The following is a 16,731-nucleotide window of genomic DNA, read 5'->3' as shown; positions in this document are numbered from 1 at the left end:
GAGTGACCCATTCCAGGCATGCGAGTTGCACACGATCTGCCGCGGGAAGGGGATGCCCCGTGGCATCCGCGCGCTGGCTGGCCTTCCTGTGACCGAGGGCCGCCAGCGTTTCTGTTTCCGGGGCTCGCCGGGCGGCGACTCCGGCGTGGAAGCTGTCAGCGCGGCAGGTCGGCCGGACCGGTCCGCGCGCCCGCATCAGACCCCGAGGCCGAGCTCGCTCGCCGCCGCGGACGCTGATCCCGGGTTGGGAAGACGAGGTAGGGGATGCGGATGACCCTCCGGAAGCAGAGCGCGCTGGCCGTCGCGGCGGCGCTCGCGACGCTCGGCGCGACGACGCCCGCGCACGCGGTGTTCCTCGGGCTCGAGCCCGGCGACGTGATCGACCGGATCGGATTCTCGATCGGCGCGGGCGCGAGCACGGGCGCGACCTTCACCGACACGGCGGCCGCGACGGGCGACATCCTGACGATCAACGCCCTCGCGAACGACATCACCACCGAGGGCCCGCCGGCCGAGGTGCTGACCGAGATCGACGGCGGCATCGTCGACATCACGCTGAGCGTGGTGGGCGAGTCGCTCGCCTACTTCGGCGGGACGTTCTTCCAGTACTCGGCGACGTTCAACGGCGCCGGCCTGAACCCGGTCAACATCTACGCCCCGACGGGCGGGCCGGCGGCCGAGCAGGACGGCCGGCTCCTCGTGTCGGGCGACTTCTCGACGGCGCCGAACTCGACGCTCCAGGTCTTCTTCGACTCGAGCGGTGCGATCGCGCCGACCTTCACGTTCACGGGCACGTTCGACGTGACGGGCGGCGACGCGACCTTCCTGCAGGCCTTCGGCAACGTCGGCAACCTGGCCGACGTGCTCGCGGCGAGCACCTCGTCGATCCCGAACCTCGCGACGCTGCTCGCGGACGGATACCTCTTCTCCGAGCGCGACGACGGCGCGGGCGGCAACCTGCTCGCGGCGTGCGCGGCGACGATCACGTGCTCGGGCGCGATCGTGGGAACCCAGAGCTGGACGGCGACCGGCACGGGCGAGATCCGGCCGCAGAACCCGTCCCCGTTCGTTCCGGAGCCGGGTACGTTCGCGCTCGTGTGCGTGGGCCTCGCCGGGCTCGGCGCGGCCGGTCGGCGGCGCGCGCGCTGAGCGACGGCGGCGCGGCGAACGGGCACCTTCGATCCGAACCGGAGTCGAGAGGAACGAAACGGATGGGCAGCGGTACGGCGACGACGTGGATGCGCGCGGTGCTCCTCGCAGGAGCGATCGGGTTCGCCGTTCCGTCGGCGGCCCGCGCGGCGACGATCGACATCGAAGCGACCGACGCGTCGACCGGCTACGACGTCTCGACCGGGAAGATCGAGACGAACGCCGACGGGCTCGCGGCGACCGTCGTGCAGCCGAACACGGGCGCGCTCTTCCAGGGCAAGCTCAACTGGACGCTCCAGCTCGACACCGTCGAGTCGCCGGTCACGATCGGCACGCGCTTCGTCGGCGGCAACGCGTCGAGCGCCGACGTCTGGATCACCGACGTCACGGGGACGACCGTGCTGCTCGCGCTCGAGGTGAACGAGATCTTCGTCTCGAACATCGTGCCCGGCTTCGCGGGCTCGTTCGCGACGTCGCTCAACCTCGGCGGCATCGACCCCGACGTCTCGAGTGGCCAGAGCAGCGTGACGATCACGGGCGGCACGCTCGCGGGCGACTTCGGCGGCATCGGCACCGACGGTCTGATGTTCGTGCTGATGGACACGCCCACGAAGAACTTCTTCCCCGGCGCCGTGTTCAACTCGAGCTTCAGCGCGCAGTCGAACACGCAGTTCCACTTCCTGCCGGTCCCGGAGCCCGGAGCGGGCCTCCTGATCGGGTCGGCGCTCCTCGCGCTCGCGGTGCGCGAACGGCGCCACCGCGGCTAGCCGCCGCGCTCGTACTCCGAAACGGGGAAGCCCGGCCACCGACGCGGCGGCCGGGCTTCTTCGCACTGGACGAGAGGGTCGGAGCGGAGAGAAGCTGAGCGGGAATCGAGCTGTCGTCCGCCGCGAGGAGCGCCCCGGCGCGCGCGGACGTGCGCATGCGGAGTGGCACCGGTCGAGCGCCGGTGTCGCACGTGGAATCGGAAGGGGGATGGATGCTGCCCGCGCGTGCCGCCGCGCGCGCACCGTCCGCAGAGTCGAGGGCCTCCCGCCCGGCGGTGTTCCGCGCGGGGAGCTGGGTCGCCGCCATCGCGCTGCTGCTCGGGCCAGCCGCAGCGCTCGCGACCTGCCTCCAGGGAGACCTCGACGGCAACGGTGCGATCGACGCCGCCGACGAGTCGCTGCTCGCCGCGCTGTACGGCGCGAGCGAGGGCGACCCCGCCTACGATCCGGCCGCCGACGCCAACGGCGACGCGGCGATCGACGTGCGCGACCTCGCGCTCTTCGGCGCGCACTTCGGCGACGCCGGCGGCGAGATCGACACGTCCGCGCCCGCGCTCGTCGTGTCGCTCGACGACGTGCCCGACGACATGAACGACCTGCTCGTCGCGCCGCCCGACGGCTTCGACATCACGCTCGCGTGGAGCGGCATCGGCGGCTCGATCGTGGCACCGGCGACGCTCTCGGTGACGAGCAGCCTCCCCTTCGGCGCCCTGCCCGCCGGCGCCGAGCTCGCGCCGCTCTTCACCGCCGGGCAGATGGGCGCGCGCCTCGCCGTTCCCGCCGGCACCGATCTCGCGCGCACGTCGCACTACCTCACCGTGCGCGTCGCCGACGTCGCCGGCAACGAGGCGCAGGCCGTCTACGGCTTCGCCGTTCGCGACCACCCGGTGTCGGGGCCGCCGCTCGAGGACGAGCAGCTCGTGTGGCTCGACTTCACGCGCGACCGCAGCCTCGGCCCCGAGGTCGACTTCGTCGAGGATCTCCGGACGTTCCACCTGACGTCGACGGCGGCGCCGCTGCTCGAGCCCGCGATCCGCGACTGGGTGATCGCGGAGGTCGTCGCGCGCGCCAACGTCCTCTACGGGCGCAATCCGGACGGCAGCGCCGCGCCGGGCTCCGCGAACCTGCGGCTCGTCGCCGCGCAGCCGGCCGCGCCGCCGTACTCGAGGCTGTGCGTGGGCGGCGCGTCGCAGCTCGGCGCTCCGTACCTGGGCGCCACGCTGCTCGACGTGAACAACGTCGTGAAGGCGCAGGACGAGTGCGCGCTCGGCTCGTTCTTCGGCGTCTTCCCGCAGGCGCTCGACGACCTGTGGGCGGCCGATCCCGAGTTCCAGGCCGTCTTCGACCCGCTCGACCCCGCGCACGCGGGCACGCCGATCGGCGAGCACGCGCTCGACGCGATCGTGCTCGACGTCGCGTTCGATCCGCAGCTCGCGAGCGGCCCCGCGCTCGCGCGCTGGAACGCGATCGAGACGGCGGTCACCGCGTTCGCGCAGGCGATCGCGAGCGCGGCCGCGCACGAGACGGGGCACCTCGTCGGGCTCGTCGCACACGGCGCGACACCGGGCGGCCTGTTCGGCGGCGCGTCGGGCGGCGCGTACGACCACAACGTGACGCCCTCCGGCGCGACGCCGGGCGAGAACTTCCTGATGAACCAGGGCGCCTCGTTCACGTTCGCCGAGATCACGGGGCGCGCGGGCGAAGCGCTGCCGCGCCTGCGCCCGCTCGCGTGGGCCTACCTGCACAACGCGCTCGTGCTCGACGCGCGCGTCACCGCGCTGTACCCGGCACCCGCGCTCGCCGCAGCCAATCCGCCCGCGGTCGCGCTCGGCGGCGGCGCCGCCTCGGTGACGTTCACCGGCACGGGCTTCGTCGCGACGCCGGCGCTGTGGCTCGTCGATGCGCAGACGGGCAGCGCGAACGAGGTGCTCGGCGAGGCCTGGCTCGACGCGGGCACGGTGACGGGCACGGTGAACGCGCTGCTCGTGCCGCCCGGCACGTACGACGTGCAGCTCGTGAACCCCGACGGCCAGGTGGCGACGCTGCCGGCCGGGCTGGTCGTCCAGTGACGGCGCGCGCGCGCAGGCGCGCCCTCGCGGCCGCGCTGTCGCTCGCCCCGCTGCTGCTCGGCGGCACGTGCGGCGGCGGCCCCGGCGGAGGCGGAGGCGGCCCGGCGCCCGCCGCGGTCCTGACGTTCGCCTTCGACGCGTCGAACCTGCGCGTCGGCGTGCCGGTCCAGGTTTCGGTGATGGCGACGACGACCGCCGGCACGCTGCAGGCGTTCGACATCGACGTGCAGGTCTCGCCGAAGAAGGCCGTCCTCCACTCCGCCGCGCCGGGCGCCGACTTCGACGACGACGGCGGCCTCTTCCGGCCGTCCGTCAACGCGTTCGCGACGGGCGAGATCCGCGGGATCGTCGACGTGCGCCACGGGCCGAGCGCGCTCGCCGGCGCGGTCGAGATCGCGCGCTTCACGCTGCTGCCGCTCAAGCCGGCGGCGGGACAGTGGGTCGAGTTCACGAGCGCGGCGCTCGCGGATCCGCAGGGGCGCGCGTTCGAGGTCACGGCGATCGGCACGCCGATCCTGATCTCGGAGTGAGGCCGCGCCGCGGCGCGCGCCACCCGGCCTCTCACAGATCCCAGAAGAAGTCCTTGTTCGTCAGCCCGCCCTCGTGGACCTCGTCGCGCGAGGCGGAACCATCGTCGCCGCTCCCCGGCGCGGGCGGCTCGTCGTGCGACGCGATGCGCGCGAGCTGCTCCTCGAGGTCGCGCGTCTCGTTCTCCCAGTATTCGTCGGTGCCGAAGTGCGGGAACGCGTCGGGGAAGCTCGGGTCGCCCCAGCGCTTCGCGATCCACGCCGCGTAGAAGACGAAGCGGAAGGCGCGCAGGGGCTCGATCAGCTCGAAGCTCCGCGGGTCGAACGGGCGGAACTCGCGGTACGCGTCGACGAGCCGCTCGCGCTGTCGCTCGGCGGCGGCGTCGCGCCCCGGCAGCAGCATCCACACGTCCTGCACGGCCGGGCCGTGCACCATGTCGTCGAAGTCGAGGAAGAACCAGCCGTCGTCGCCGTGCAGCAGGTTGCCGGCGTGGCAGTCGCCGTGGATCGGGTGCACGGCGATCCCGCGGCTGCGCTCGTCGTACACGGCCGCCACCTCGCGCGCGGCGGCGACATAGCGTCGCCGGCAGTGCGGCGGCAGGAAGCCGCCGCCCTCGAGCACGGCGAGCGCCTCGCCCACGACGGACTCGGACGTCAGCGTGCGCCGGTGCGCGAGCGCGAGCGCCTCGCCCGCGGAGTGGATGCGCGCGAGCAGCCGCCCGAGCACGGCGACCTCGGCGTCCGAGAGCTCGTCGGGCGAGCGGCCGCCCGTGCGCGGCCAGACGGCGTAGTGGATGCCCGCGACCTCGTGGAGCGTGTCGCCGTCCGCGAACGGCAGCGGCACGCACACCGGAATCTCGGCGTCGCGCAGGGCGAAGAGCATGCGGTGCTCGTCGAGGATCGCCTCACGACTCCAGCGCCCCGGCCGATAGAACTTGGCCACGAGGTGCGCGCCGTCCTCGAGGCGCAGGTCGTAGACGCGGTTCTCGAGCGCGTTCAGCGCGAAGCAGTGACCGGTGGGACGGAAGCCGCCCGCCTCGACCGCCTCGAGGACGCGGTCGGGCGACAGACGGAAGAACGACTCGTTCGGGCTCTCGCGCGTCGCCACGCGCCTCAAGTAGCGCGGCGCGCGGGTGCGCGCCTCGATTGAGCGGTGCGGCCCGTTCGGATAGCGTCCCCTGCCAGCCCGGGGGGTCCTCGAGGAGCACGATGCCGCCTGCCGAACGCGACCGCCCGTGGATGATCCGCACCTACTCGGGGCACTCGTCGGCGCGGCGCAGCAACGAGCTCTACCGCTCGAACCTCGCGAAGGGACAGACGGGCCTCTCGGTCGCGTTCGACCTCCCGACGCAGACCGGCTACGACGCCGACCACCCGCTCGCGCGCGGCGAGGTCGGCAAGGTGGGCGTCCCGGTCGGCTCGATCGACGACATGCAGACGCTGTTCGACGGCATCCCGCTCGGGCGCATGAACACGTCGATGACGATCAACGCGACCGCGCCGTGGCTGCTCGCGCTCTACGTCGCGACGGCCGAGCGCGCCGGCGTGCCAGCGCGCGAGCTCGCCGGCACGACGCAGAACGACATCATCAAGGAGTACCTCTCGCGCGGCACCTACGTGTTCCCGCCCGAGGCCTCGATGCGCCTCGCCACCGACGTCGTCGCCTACACGGTCGCCGAGATCCCGAAGTGGAACCCGGTGAACGTCTGCTCCTATCACCTGCAGGAGGCGGGCGCGACGCCCGTGCAGGAGATCGCGTTCTCGATGGCCAACGCGATCGCGCTGCTCGACGCCGTGCGCGCGCGCGCCGATGTGCCGGCCGACGCGCTCCCCACCGCCTTCGGCCGCATCTCCTTCTTCGTGAACGCGGGCATCCGCTTCGTCGAGGAGGTGTGCAAGGTGCGCGCGATGACGGAGATGTGGGACGCGCTCGGCCGCGACCGCTACGGCGTCGCCGACCCGAAGCTGCGCCGCTTCCGCTACGGCGTGCAGGTGAACAGCCTGGGCCTCACCGAGGCGCAGCCCGAGAACAACATCGTGCGCATCGCGCTCGAGGCGCTCGGCGTCACGCTCTCGAAGGACGCGCGCACGCGCTCGCTCCAGCTCCCCGCGTGGAACGAGGCGCTCGGGCTGCCGCGGCCGTGGGACCAGCAGCTCGCGCTCCGCACGCAGCAGATCCTCGCCTACGAGACCGACCTGCTCGAGTACGAGGACGTCTTCGCCGGCTCGCACGTCGTCGAGGCGCGCACGCGCGCGCTGCGCGAGGAGGCGGAGGGCGAGCTCGCGCGCGTGCTCGAGATGGGCGGCGCGGTCGCCGCCGTCGAGAACGCGTACATGAAGCAGCGGCTCGTCGAGTCGCACACCGCGCGCGTGCGCGCGATCGAGAGCGGCGAGCAGGTGGTGGTCGGCGTGAACCGCTTCGCCGAGAGCGAGCCGTCGCCGCTCGCGGCCGGCGACGGCGGCGCCATCCTGAAGGTCGACGACGCGGCCGAGCGCGAGCAGGTCGAGCGGCTGCGCGCCCACCGCGCGGCGCGGAGCGACGACGACGTGCGCGAAGCGCTCCGCAACCTGCGCGACATCGCCGCGAACGGCGGCAACGTCGTGCCCGCGTCGATTCGCGCCGCCCACGCGGGCGTCACGACGGGCGAGTGGACGCAGGCGCTGCGCGAGCAGTTCGGCGAGTACCGCGCGCCGACGGGCGTCGGCGCGGCGCCGGGCCTCTCGGGCACCGAGGCGAGCGAGGCCGTGCGCGCGCGCGTGCGCGAGCTCGGCGAGAAGCTCGGCCGCCCGCTCAAGATGCTCGTCGGCAAGCCCGGGCTCGACGGCCACAGCAACGGCGCCGAGCAGATCGCGGTGAAGGCGCGCGACGTCGGCATCGAGGTCGTCTACGACGGCATCCGCCTCACGCCCGACGAGATCGTGCGCAGCGCGGCCGACGAGGGCGTGCACGTGATCGGGCTCTCGATCCTCTCGGGCTCGCACGGCGTGCTCGTGCTCGACGTCATCGAGGGGCTGCGGCGCGCCGGGCTCGGCGACGTCCCGGTCGTCGTCGGGGGGATCATTCCCGACGAGGACGCGCGCGACCTGCTCGCGAAGGGCGTCGCGCGCGTGTACACGCCGAAGGACTTCGACCTGACGGCGATCCTGGCCGACGTCGTCGCGCTCGTGGCGGAGCGCAATGGCTGAGGCCGCGCTCGCGCGCGACCTCGCCTCTCGGCTGCTCGCGCGCGACCGCTCCGCCGTCGCCCCCGCGCTGAACCTCGTCGACGACCGGCGCCCCGATCGGCGCGCCGAAGCGCTCGCCCTGCTCGCCCGGGTCGAGCGCGCCGACGCCGTGCCGCGCGCGCACGACGCGCTGCGCGTCGGGGTCACGGGCGCGCCCGGCGCGGGCAAGTCGACGCTGCTCGACGCGCTCGTGCGCGCGCTCCGCGCGCGCGGCGCGACCGTCGGCGTGATCGCGGTCGACCCGTCGAGCCAGCGCACCGGAGGCGCGCTGCTCGGCGACCGCTTCCGCATGCGCGCGAGCGCGCGCGACGAAGGCGTGTTCGTGCGCTCGATGGCGGCGCGCGAGCGGCTCGGCGGCCTCGCCGACGCGACCTGGGCCTCGGTGATCGTGCTCGCGAGCGTCTTCGACTGGGTGTTCGTCGAGACCGTCGGCGTCGGGCAGTCCGAGGGCGACGTCGCGCGCCAGGTCGACACGACGGTGTTCGTCGCGCAGCCCGGAGCGGGCGACCTGCTGCAGTTCATGAAGGCGGGCGTGCTCGAGCTCCCGGACGTGTTCGTCGTGAACAAGGCCGACACCGGCGCGGCCGCCGCGCGCACGCAGCGCGAGCTGCGCGCCGGCCTCGCCCTCGGCGAGCGCAAGACGGCGGGCTGGGAGCCGCCCGTGCTGCTCGCGTCGGCGCGCGACGGCGCGGGCGTCGAGGAGGTGCTCGACGCCGTGCGCGCGCACCGCGCCGCGCTCGAGGCCTCGGGCGAGCTCGCGCGGCTGCGCGCGCGCGCGCGCGTGGCGCACGTGCGCGAGGCGCTCGCGCGGCGCTTCGGCAGCCACGGCATCGAGCGGCTCGGCGGACCCGACGCGCTCGATGCGCGCGCGGCGGCGCGCGTCGCGGAGGGGGGCTCGGCGTTCGAGCTGCTCGGCGAGCTCGCCGCGGGTCTCGAGGCGGCGCTCGCGCCGCCCGGCGCGCAGCGCGAAGCGGGCGACGCGACGTGAAGCTCGCGCGCCTCGTCTGGATTCCGCTCGCCGCGGCACTCGTCACCGGGCTCGCGATCGGAACCTGCGCGCGGCGCCGCGCCGAGCGACCGACGATCGTGATCGTCGAGGCCGCGCGTCAGCCGCGCTCGCGCCCCACCCATGCGACGTCGGCGACGCCCGCGCGCGCGTTCGCGAGCCGCGCGAGCGTGAACAGCAGGTCGGACAGCCGGTTCACGTAGCGGAGCACGGCCTCGTCGACGGGCTCGAGCGCGTGGAGCGCGACGATGCGCCGCTCGGCGCGCCGGCACACCGTGCGCGCGAGGTGGAAGGCCGCGGCCGCCTCGCAGCCGCCGGGCAGCACGAAGGTGGCGAGCGGCGCGAGCTCGCTCTCGAAGCGGTCGATCGCCGCCTCGAGCTCGGCGACGTCGTCGGCGCCCACGGTCGGCACCTTCGCCTTCGCGCGGTGGTGCGCGTCGGGCGTGGCGAGGTGCGCGCCGACGTCGAAGAGCGCGCTCTGCACGCGCTGGAGGAGCGGTGCGACGTCGTCGTCGCGCAGGCGCGCGGCCGCGAGCCCGACGCACGCGTTCGCCTCGTCGACCTCGCCGTACGCGTCGACGCGGAGCGCGTCCTTGCGCACGCGCTCGCCGCCGAACAGGTCGGTCTCGCCCGCGTCGCCGCGCCGCGTGTAGATCTTCACGGGCGCTCCCCGAGCTCGCGCTCGATCTGCGCCGCGACGTCGCGGTCGAGCGCGGGATCGGCCGCGTGCGGCGCGCGCGGGTCGGGCGTTCCGGACGGCCCGGCGGCATCGCCGCGGCGGCCGACGAGCCGGCGCAGCGCGACGAACACGAGCGGCCCGCCCGCGACGACCGCGAGGATCGGGATGCCGTACGCCGCGACACCGCCGAGCCCCTCGGCCGGCGGCGCGGGCCGCATCTCCTCGCCGTAGCGCGCGATCAGCTGCGCCTCGACCTCCTCGCGCGTCGCGCCCGCCGCCTCCTGCGCGAGGATCCAGACGCGCAGCGAGTCGGCCTGCGGGCTCGGGCACTGCGCGAGTGTGCGGCCGGGGCAGAACGGGCTCATCAGGTCGTGCGCGAGCTGGTAGCCCCAGGATTGCCCCGGCGCGGCCGAGGCGGCCGCGGCAGCGGCGTCGCCGCCCGCGTCCGACGCGTCGACGGACGCGTCGGCGGACGCGGCCGGAGCGGCGGCGAGCACGGCGACCGCGGCGAGCGCCGCGACCGCGGCGAGCGCGCCGATCGCCGCAGCGACACCGGACGCGCCACTCGGGTGTCGGCTCAGATCTCCCACTCGAGCTGCTCCCCGTCCGCGGGCGGCGCACCGGTGTGCACGAGGTGCCGCGCGGGCTCCGCCAGCACGCGCGAGCCCGGCTCGATCGACGACGTGATCCACACGTTGCCGCCGATCACGCTGCCGCGCCCGACCACCGTCTCGCCGCCGAGGATCGTCGCGCCCGCGTAGATCGTGACGTCGTCCTCGATCGTCGGGTGGCGCTTGTGCCCGCGCAGGGCGCCCGCGTCGCGCACCGAGGCCGCGCCGATCGTGACGCCCTGGTAGACGCGCACGCGATCGCCGATCTCGGCCGTCTCGCCGACGACGACGCCGGTGCCGTGGTCGATGAAGAAGCGGCGGCCGATGCGCGCACCGGGGTGGATGTCGATCCCGGTCCGGTCGTGCGCGTACTCGGTCATGATGCGCGGCACGAGCGGGACGCCCTGCTCGTGGAGCTCGTGGGCGAGGCGGAAGATCGCGAGCGCGCGGATCGACGGATAGGCGACGACGATCTCCTCGAAGCTCCTCGCGGCGGGGTCGCCGACGTAGGCGGCGTCGACGTCCTCGGCGAGCGCCGCGCGCACGACGGGGAGCCGCTCGATCGTGCGGCGCACGACGGAGGCGGCGTCGACGCCGGCCGGCAGCGTCACCTGCCGCAGCACGGCGGCGAGGCGGTCGGCGAGCGCGGGCACCTCGACGCGCAGCTCGCCGCGCTCGCGCTGGAAGAGCACGAGGCGCTTGGCGCGCTCCGCCCACTCGATCACCTCGTTCGGGTCGAGCAGCCCGCCGCAGGCCGCCTTCGAGAGCGCGTCCTCGTCGCAGGACGCGAGCGCCTCGACGGTCGCGGCGTAGGGCCCGCCGCCGTCGTCGCCCGCGGCGCGGACGGGCGCCTCGCGCAGCTCGTTGCCTCGCGTCGACATGCGTGTGCCTCCAGTCTCGGAAATCGGGCGTCGGGAGTCGGGAGTCGGGGGCGCTCGGGCGTCGTTCGTCGGGCGCGCCGGGCCGCGGGCCCGGGTGGTGGATTCGGCGGGCGCAGGCGCCGGCGGAAGGTAGCGGCCCTCGCGCATCCCACCCGCCGGCGCGCGCGCCTACGATGCGGCCGCGGGACGGAGGTGACGCGATGCGAGGCGGCCGGGGCGAGCGCGATCCGAGCGAGGCGACGCGCGTCGAGCGCAGCGCGGGCGGCGTCGTGTTCCGGCGCTCGCCGCGCGGCGTCGAGATCCTGCTCGGCCACCAGGTCGACTGGAACACGCGGGCTCGCACGGTGCGCCTTCCGAAGGGGCACATCGACCCCGGCGAGGCGCTCGAGGACGCCGCCCTGCGCGAGGTGCGCGAGGAGACGGGCCGCCGCGCGCGCATCGTCGAGCCCCTCGGCGAGTCCCGCTACGCGTACGAGAACCTCGCGACGGGCGAGCTGATCGGGAAGCACGTCGTCTACTTCCTCATGGAGGACGCGGGCGACGCCTCCGCGCACCGCGACGACGAGATGGACGACGTGGGCTGGCACGCGCTCGCCGACGCGATCGAGGCCCTCACGTTCGAGAACGAGCGCGAGGCCGTGCGCGCGGCCGCGGCGCGCATCGAGCGGCTCGCGCGAGGGTCGTGAGGCGCGACCCATCCGTTATCCTGGGCCCGTGCCGGTCTACAGCCACTCGCGCCTGTCGACGTTCGAGACGTGTCCCCGGCAGTTCCACTTCCGCTACGTGCTGCGCGTCCCCGAGGAGTCCGAGGGCATCGAGGCCTTCGTGGGCAAGCGCGTCCACGAAGTGCTCGAGCGGCTCTACGAGTTCGTCGACCGCGGCCAGGTGCCGCCGCTCCAGAAGGTGGTCGACCGCTACTACCAGATCTTCGACGAGCACTGGGACGACGCGCGCATCCGCATCGTGAAGGAGGGCACCGACAAGGCCTTCTATCGCGAGCTCGGGTCGCGCTGTCTGCACAACTACTATCGGCGCCACTACCCGTTCGACGCCGACGAGACGCTCGGGCTCGAGGAGCGCGTGCTCTTCGAGCTCGACGAGGCCGGCCGCTACAAGGTGCAGGGCATCGTCGACCGCATCAGCCGCGCGCCCGACGGCGCCATCGAGATCGTCGACTACAAGACGGGCCAGTGGGTGCCGTCGCAGAGCAAGCTCGACGAGGATCGCCAGCTCGCGCTCTACCAGCTCGGCCTCCAGAAGGTCTACGGGCCGAAGCAGCCGATGCGGCTCGTCTGGCACTACGTCGCGAAGGGCGTGACGCGCGTCTCGCAGCGCACGCCCGAGCAGCTCGAGCGGCTGCGCGCGACGACGATGGAGCGGATCGACGAGATCCAGCGCGAGAGCGCGTACGAGCCGAAGCCGTCGCGTCTGTGCGACTGGTGCGAGTACCGCTCGCTGTGCCCGGCCTTCCGCGAGGACGGCGACGCGCGCGCGCAGGACGCCGCGAACGCGAGCGCGCCGACGAACGCGAGCGCGCGGCGCGCGGGCGACGCGCAGCGTCCGGCGCGTCCGTCCGCACTGCGCGTGGGACGCACGGGTCAGCTCGACCTGCTCTAGCGCGCCGACGCGCGTGCTAGGCTGCGCCGCCATGAGCCTGCAGATCGAACGCATCCCGACGCTCGGCGACAACTACACCTATCTCGTGGTGTGCGACGCCACGCGCGAGGCCGCCGTGATCGACGCGCCGGAGGCGGCGCCCGTGATCGCGCGCGTCGACGCGACCGGCGCGCGCGTCGCGCTCGTCCTCTCCACGCACCACCACCCCGACCACGCGATGGCGAACCCCGAGCTCGCCGAGCGCTACGGCGCGCCGGTCGTCGGCCACGTCTCCGATGCCCATCGCCTCGCCGGCTTCACGCGCGGCGTCGACGAGGGCGACGAGGTGCGCGTCGGCCGCGAGACCGCGCGCGTCCTCCACATCCCGTGCCACACGACCGGCCACGTCGCCTACGTCTTCGACGACGCGAAGGCCGCGTTCACGGGCGACATGCTGTTCGCCGCGGGCTGCGGGCGGACGTTCGAGGGCGACGCGCAGATGATGTACGACGCGCTCGTCGGCAAGCTCGCGAGGCTGCCCGACGACATGCGCGTCTACTGCGGCCACGAGTACACCGAGTCGAACCTGCGCTTCGCGGCGGCGGCCGAGCCGGACAACGAGGACATCCGCCGCCGGCTCGAGGCCGTGCGCGCCATCCGCGCGCACAAGGCCGCCGACTGGCACGACGCGACGCCCGACGAGATGACGATCCCCTCGACGATCGGCGAGGAGAAGCGCACGAATCCCTTCCTGCGCGCGCGCGACGCCGAGGACCTCGGGCGCCTGCGCAAGTGGAAGGACGACTTCTAGCCGCATGGGCGCCGAGCTGGCCGGGCCTCCCGACGGCGCCGCCGTCGCGCGCGTCGCGCACCGCGTCGCGTTCTTCGAGACGGACGGCATGCGCATCGTCCACCACGCGAACTACGTGCGCTGGTTCGAGCTCGCGCGCATCGAGTGGATGGATCGCTACCACGTTCCGTACACGCGCTACGTCGACGCCGGCCTCCACCTCGCGACGATCCGCCTCGAGGTCGACTACCGCGCGCCCGCGCGCTTCGACGACCGCGTCGAGATCGCGACCTGGCTCGACCACGTGGCCGGCGCGTCGCTCCGCATGGCGTACTGCGCCGAGCTCGCGGGCCGGGTGCTCGTGACGGGCGCGACCGAGCACGCCTGCGTCGACGAGGCGGGCCGCCCGCGGCGCATCCCGCGCGAGTGGCGCGACGAGCTGCGCACGCGCGCGGCGCCCGACGCGCGCGACGCGTGACCCCGCGCGACGCGCGCAGTGGCGCCTCAGGCGCCCGCGCGCGGCCCGACGAGCGCGCGCACCGCGCCGCGCAGTCGCGACACCACCTGGTCCTCGGTCCACGCCGACACGCGCTGGATGGCGTCGAGCGCGTCGCCCTTCCCCGCCCAGTGCGCGCGCACGACGTCGGGGTGCACGTGGTTCAGCATGCGCGACAGCGCCATGCCCACGACGACGAGGTCGTCGACGAGGCCGATGGGCCCGAGCACGAGCTCGGGCATCAGCTCGAACGGCGAGAGCACGTAGCCGACCGCGAGGCCGGCGATCGCCTTCGAGAAGAAGGGCACGCGCGCGTCGCGCGCGAGGCGGAAGAGCAGGACGGCGAGGTCGGGCAGGAGCAGCACGAGGTCCCAGAACGTCGAGGTGCGCCCGGGCTCGGGCTCGGCCACGTACGAACGCACGCGATCGTAGAACCGCCGCTCGGCGGGATTGAGCTCGATCGTGATGCGGGGGTCGTCGGGGCTTCGACTCACGAGCCGCTCCTCGCGCGCGGGGGGTCGCTCGGTGTGCTCCGTTCGTCCGAGCCCGCCCGCGGACGCGTGCGCGCGAACACGCCCACGATCGGGCGGCCTTCCGCGCCGGGCAGGTCGACGCCGAGAAGGTGGGCGAGCGTGGGCGCGACGTCGAGCGCGCTCATCTGCGGAACGACGATGCGCTCGCGCACGCCGGCTCCCGCGACCGCGAAGGCGACGTGCGTCTGCGCGGCCGCCCCCGCGGCGCGTCGCTCGGACGGCCGCAGCAGCGGGCCCGTCGCGGCGTCGCCGAACACGTAGCCGGGCGTCGCCTCGAGCCCGAACCACGCGCGCGGGTCGCCGCGGCGCGCCGCGAGCTCGACGGCGGGAAGCACGCGGAAGGCGCCCGTGCGCGCGGCGGCGCCCTCGAGGATCTGCCGCACGGCGACGGCGCCCTGCTCCGTCTCGGCGTGCACGGTCGCGAGCGAGTCGGTCGCGCGCACGATCGCCTGCCACGCTCCCTCGGTCGACGCGAGCGGCAGGCTCGGAAGCCATCCGCCCTCGGCGAGCAGCACGTTCGGGTCGATGCGCGTGTGCACGGGCGCGAGGACGCGATCGCCGGCGATCGCGATCGCGGCGCCTTCGCGCAGGCCCGCGTCGCGCAGACAGCGCACGAGATCGGCGACACGCGCGTCGGCGCGCGCGAGCGCGGCGCGCGACGACTCGCCGTCGACGCCGTCGAGCTGCATGGCGACGGCGGGCTCCTCGAGGCGCAGCAGCAGCAGCTCGGGCGGGGCCGCCGCCCGCAGCGCGGCGCAGGCGGCCGCGGTGCGCGCGCGGTCGCGCTCGCTCGCGACCGGCCACGGCGCGGGCGCGCGGCCGAGCGCGTCGCGCATCGCCGCGAAGAGCGCGGGCGTCGCCGCGCGCTCGAGCACGCCGAGCCACGTCTCGCCCTCCCGGACGGGCGCGAGGTCGGGGACGATCGCGTCGAGCGGCGCGCCGACGGTCGACGGCCAGCCGATCGCGGCGACGCGGCGGCCGGCGGCGCGCGCGGCCGTCAGCAGCGTCGCGCCCTCGATGCGCGTCGCGTGCCAGAAAGGCGCGTTCGCGCGCACGCCGCGGCGGCCGAGCAGCGTGTCGGCGACGACGCGGTGCGCATCGGGCGCGCGGCCCGTCACGAGCGTCGCGTGCGCCGGGTAGACGAGCGGGGCGCCGACGCCGCGCACGTCCTCCGCGCGCGCGCCCTCGCGGGCGAGGCGCGCGAGCGTCGGCAGCGCGTCGTCGCGCAGCGACGCCGCATCGAGCCCGGAGATGGAGACGAGCACGACGCGCTCGACCGCCTCGGTCACCTCGCGCGGCGCCGTCGCGTCGCGCGGCGCGCGCGCGCCGCCGTCCGTCGCACAGGCTCCCGCCGCGAGCGCACTCGCGAGCGCCGCGGCGAGCCCGCGCGCGCGCCCGCGTCCGAGCCCACCCCAGCCGCGCTCGCGCCTCACCGCCGCGACCGCCGCACGCTCTCGAAGCAGTCGGCGAGCCCGTGCGCGGGCTCGAAGCCGGTCGCCGCGGCGAAGGGCCGGCCGTCGAGCGTCACCGGATACTTGAGGTAGTCGAGCATTCCCTGCGGAAAGTCTCCGAAGCCGAGGCGGAACAGCGTGCCGAACGTCGAGCGCAGGAGCACCTCGGGAACCGGCCAGGCGACGCCGCCCGTCTCGTGGATCGCCGTGCGCACCGGCACCTCGCCCGGACCGACGACGTTGAAGACGCCCCGCAGTCCGCACCCGAGCGCGCGCGCGATGGCGCCCGCGACGTCCTCCTCGTGGATGAACTGCATCATCGGATCGAAGCCCATGACGGTCGGGACGCGCGGCAGCCCGAGGTAGCGCGCCGCCATCGAGTGCGCGGTCGGGCCGATCACGTTCACCGGCCGCAGCACGCACGTCGTGACGGACGGCTCCTTCCACAGGAAGCCGCTCGCGAGCGTGTCGACCTCGACCAGGTCGCGGATCTCGGGGTAGGTGCGGCTCGCGGAGAGCGGCGCGTCCTCGGTCATGTGGAACGGGTTCTCCGCGAACGCGCCGTACACGTAGCTGCTCGACACCACGACGAGCCGCTTCACGCCGTAGCGCAGGCAGTGGTCGAGCAGGCGCTTGGTGCCGCGCACGTTCACGTCGTGGCGATGGCGCTCGTCGGACTGGAAGTGGCGGATGAAGCCGAGGTGGACGATCGCATCCGGACGCTCGCGCCGGATCGCGTCCTCGAAGCTTCGCTTGCGCACGTCGGCGAGATGGATGCGGACCCCTTGGGGCGCGGAGCGCCACGGCACGACGTCGACGCCGCAGACGCGGTGCGCGCCCGCGAGCGAGCGCGCGAGGATGCGCGCCAGTGCGCCGGAAATACCCGTGATCAGGACGTTTTCCAAGCGATCCCCGGGGCGTGTGGGAGCCGGCCAGCGAGCGCGCCAAGGC

The 16,731-nt window shown here is 74.6% G+C and carries 17 protein-coding genes; 10 read left to right on the top strand and 7 right to left on the bottom strand.

Translation table 11 applies throughout. The annotated features are described in order from the left end of the window. The first annotated feature begins 270 nt into the window (after window positions 1–270). The 4 genes from R3E88_06755 to R3E88_06740 all read left to right on the top strand — a co-directional run bounded on the left by R3E88_06755 (window position 271) and on the right by R3E88_06740 (window position 4,515). Entirely contained in the window at window positions 271–1,149 is an 879-nt protein-coding gene (locus R3E88_06755; protein ID MEZ4216159.1) for a PEP-CTERM sorting domain-containing protein, read from the top strand. A gap of 62 nt (window positions 1,150–1,211) precedes the next feature. Beyond that, window positions 1,212–1,916, top strand: a complete 705-nt coding sequence (locus R3E88_06750) for a hypothetical protein (protein ID MEZ4216158.1) — start codon at window positions 1,212–1,214, stop codon at window positions 1,914–1,916. Window positions 1,917–2,191: 275 nt separating this feature from the next. Then, window positions 2,192–3,985: a hypothetical protein gene (locus R3E88_06745; GenBank protein ID MEZ4216157.1), complete on the top strand. Its 1,794-nt coding sequence runs from the start codon at window positions 2,192–2,194 to the stop codon at window positions 3,983–3,985. Continuing rightward, window positions 3,982–4,515 carry a hypothetical protein gene (locus tag R3E88_06740; GenBank protein MEZ4216156.1) on the top strand — a complete coding sequence of 178 codons (534 nt, stop codon included), beginning with the start codon at window positions 3,982–3,984 and terminating at the stop codon, window positions 4,513–4,515. Before R3E88_06745 ends, R3E88_06740 begins: the two co-directional genes overlap by 4 nt. Before the next feature lie 31 nt (window positions 4,516–4,546). Here the strand turns inward: R3E88_06740 and R3E88_06735 are convergent, their stop codons facing one another. Then, the gene (locus tag R3E88_06735; GenBank protein ID MEZ4216155.1) at window positions 4,547–5,620 is read right to left on the bottom strand and encodes a serine/threonine protein kinase; all 1,074 of its coding nucleotides are present in this window, start codon (window positions 5,618–5,620) and stop codon (window positions 4,547–4,549) included. A gap of 101 nt (window positions 5,621–5,721) precedes the next feature. Here R3E88_06735 and R3E88_06730 point away from each other — a divergent pair, with 101 nt between their 5' ends. Together R3E88_06730 and meaB are read left to right on the top strand one after the other, a co-directional pair. Then, complete coding sequence (locus R3E88_06730) at window positions 5,722–7,698, top strand: protein meaA (protein ID MEZ4216154.1); 1,977 nt, start codon at window positions 5,722–5,724, stop codon at window positions 7,696–7,698. Beyond that, window positions 7,691–8,725 carry a methylmalonyl Co-A mutase-associated GTPase MeaB gene (meaB, locus tag R3E88_06725; GenBank protein ID MEZ4216153.1) on the top strand — a complete coding sequence of 345 codons (1,035 nt, stop codon included), beginning with the start codon at window positions 7,691–7,693 and terminating at the stop codon, window positions 8,723–8,725. The genes R3E88_06730 and meaB overlap by 8 nt, the downstream gene beginning before the upstream one ends. A gap of 118 nt (window positions 8,726–8,843) precedes the next feature. Here meaB and R3E88_06720 read toward each other — a convergent pair whose 3' ends face one another. From R3E88_06720 to epsC, 3 genes are read right to left on the bottom strand one after another with little or no spacing between them, the layout of a single operon-like run. Next, a complete protein-coding gene (locus R3E88_06720; GenBank protein MEZ4216152.1) occupies window positions 8,844–9,404 on the bottom strand; it encodes a cob(I)yrinic acid a,c-diamide adenosyltransferase in 561 nt (186 codons plus the stop codon). Then, the gene (locus R3E88_06715; protein MEZ4216151.1) at window positions 9,401–10,012 is read right to left on the bottom strand and encodes a cytochrome c-type biogenesis protein CcmH; all 612 of its coding nucleotides are present in this window, start codon (window positions 10,010–10,012) and stop codon (window positions 9,401–9,403) included. Before R3E88_06715 ends, R3E88_06720 begins: the two co-directional genes overlap by 4 nt. Next, on the bottom strand, window positions 10,000–10,914 hold the full coding sequence (gene epsC / locus R3E88_06710; protein ID MEZ4216150.1) for a serine O-acetyltransferase EpsC: 915 nt from the start codon (window positions 10,912–10,914) through the stop codon (window positions 10,000–10,002). The genes R3E88_06715 and epsC overlap by 13 nt, the downstream gene beginning before the upstream one ends. Window positions 10,915–11,114: 200 nt before the next feature. Between epsC and R3E88_06705 the strand changes: the two genes are divergently transcribed. From R3E88_06705 to R3E88_06690, 4 genes are read left to right on the top strand one after another with little or no spacing between them, the layout of a single operon-like run. Next, window positions 11,115–11,600, top strand: a complete 486-nt coding sequence (locus tag R3E88_06705) for an NUDIX domain-containing protein (GenBank protein ID MEZ4216149.1) — start codon at window positions 11,115–11,117, stop codon at window positions 11,598–11,600. A gap of 28 nt (window positions 11,601–11,628) precedes the next feature. After that, entirely contained in the window at window positions 11,629–12,531 is a 903-nt protein-coding gene (locus R3E88_06700; GenBank protein MEZ4216148.1) for a PD-(D/E)XK nuclease family protein, read from the top strand. A gap of 31 nt (window positions 12,532–12,562) precedes the next feature. After that, window positions 12,563–13,321 (top strand): hydroxyacylglutathione hydrolase, encoded by a 759-nt coding sequence (gene gloB / locus R3E88_06695; protein ID MEZ4216147.1) that lies wholly within the window; start codon window positions 12,563–12,565, stop codon window positions 13,319–13,321. 4 nt (window positions 13,322–13,325) lie between these two features. Continuing rightward, window positions 13,326–13,778 carry a thioesterase family protein gene (locus tag R3E88_06690; GenBank protein ID MEZ4216146.1) on the top strand — a complete coding sequence of 151 codons (453 nt, stop codon included), beginning with the start codon at window positions 13,326–13,328 and terminating at the stop codon, window positions 13,776–13,778. A 26-nt stretch (window positions 13,779–13,804) separates the two neighbouring features. Here the strand turns inward: R3E88_06690 and R3E88_06685 are convergent, their stop codons facing one another. From R3E88_06685 to R3E88_06675, 3 genes are read right to left on the bottom strand one after another with little or no spacing between them, the layout of a single operon-like run. Continuing rightward, complete coding sequence (locus tag R3E88_06685) at window positions 13,805–14,290, bottom strand: DUF1232 domain-containing protein (protein MEZ4216145.1); 486 nt, start codon at window positions 14,288–14,290, stop codon at window positions 13,805–13,807. Further along, on the bottom strand, window positions 14,287–15,762 hold the full coding sequence (locus tag R3E88_06680) for an alkaline phosphatase family protein (protein ID MEZ4216144.1): 1,476 nt from the start codon (window positions 15,760–15,762) through the stop codon (window positions 14,287–14,289). Before R3E88_06680 ends, R3E88_06685 begins: the two co-directional genes overlap by 4 nt. Then, the gene (locus tag R3E88_06675) at window positions 15,759–16,685 is read right to left on the bottom strand and encodes an NAD-dependent epimerase/dehydratase family protein (protein ID MEZ4216143.1); all 927 of its coding nucleotides are present in this window, start codon (window positions 16,683–16,685) and stop codon (window positions 15,759–15,761) included. Before R3E88_06675 ends, R3E88_06680 begins: the two co-directional genes overlap by 4 nt. Between the last annotated feature and the right edge of the window lie 46 nt (window positions 16,686–16,731).

The organism is Myxococcota bacterium, assembly GCA_041389495.1.
Lineage (GTDB): Bacteria > Myxococcota_A > UBA9160 > UBA9160 > UBA4427 > JAWKRT01.
The sequence above is the reverse complement of the archived record's forward strand: the minus strand, read 5'-3'. Positions and strand labels throughout refer to the sequence as shown.

Excerpts from the sequence above, each read along its gene's own strand:
- R3E88_06755 (MEZ4216159.1), top strand. The coding sequence starts at position 271 with ATGACCCTCCGGAAGCAGAGCGCGCTGGCCGTCGCGGCGGCGCTCGCG.
- R3E88_06750 (MEZ4216158.1), top strand. The coding sequence starts at position 1,212 with ATGGGCAGCGGTACGGCGACGACGTGGATGCGCGCGGTGCTCCTCGCA.
- R3E88_06730 (MEZ4216154.1), top strand. The coding sequence starts at position 5,722 with ATGCCGCCTGCCGAACGCGACCGCCCGTGGATGATCCGCACCTACTCG.
- meaB (MEZ4216153.1), top strand. The coding sequence starts at position 7,691 with ATGGCTGAGGCCGCGCTCGCGCGCGACCTCGCCTCTCGGCTGCTCGCG.
- epsC (MEZ4216150.1), bottom strand. The coding sequence starts at position 10,914 with ATGTCGACGCGAGGCAACGAGCTGCGCGAGGCGCCCGTCCGCGCCGCG.
- R3E88_06705 (MEZ4216149.1), top strand. The coding sequence starts at position 11,115 with ATGCGAGGCGGCCGGGGCGAGCGCGATCCGAGCGAGGCGACGCGCGTC.
- gloB (MEZ4216147.1), top strand. The coding sequence starts at position 12,563 with ATGAGCCTGCAGATCGAACGCATCCCGACGCTCGGCGACAACTACACC.
- R3E88_06690 (MEZ4216146.1), top strand. The coding sequence starts at position 13,326 with ATGGGCGCCGAGCTGGCCGGGCCTCCCGACGGCGCCGCCGTCGCGCGC.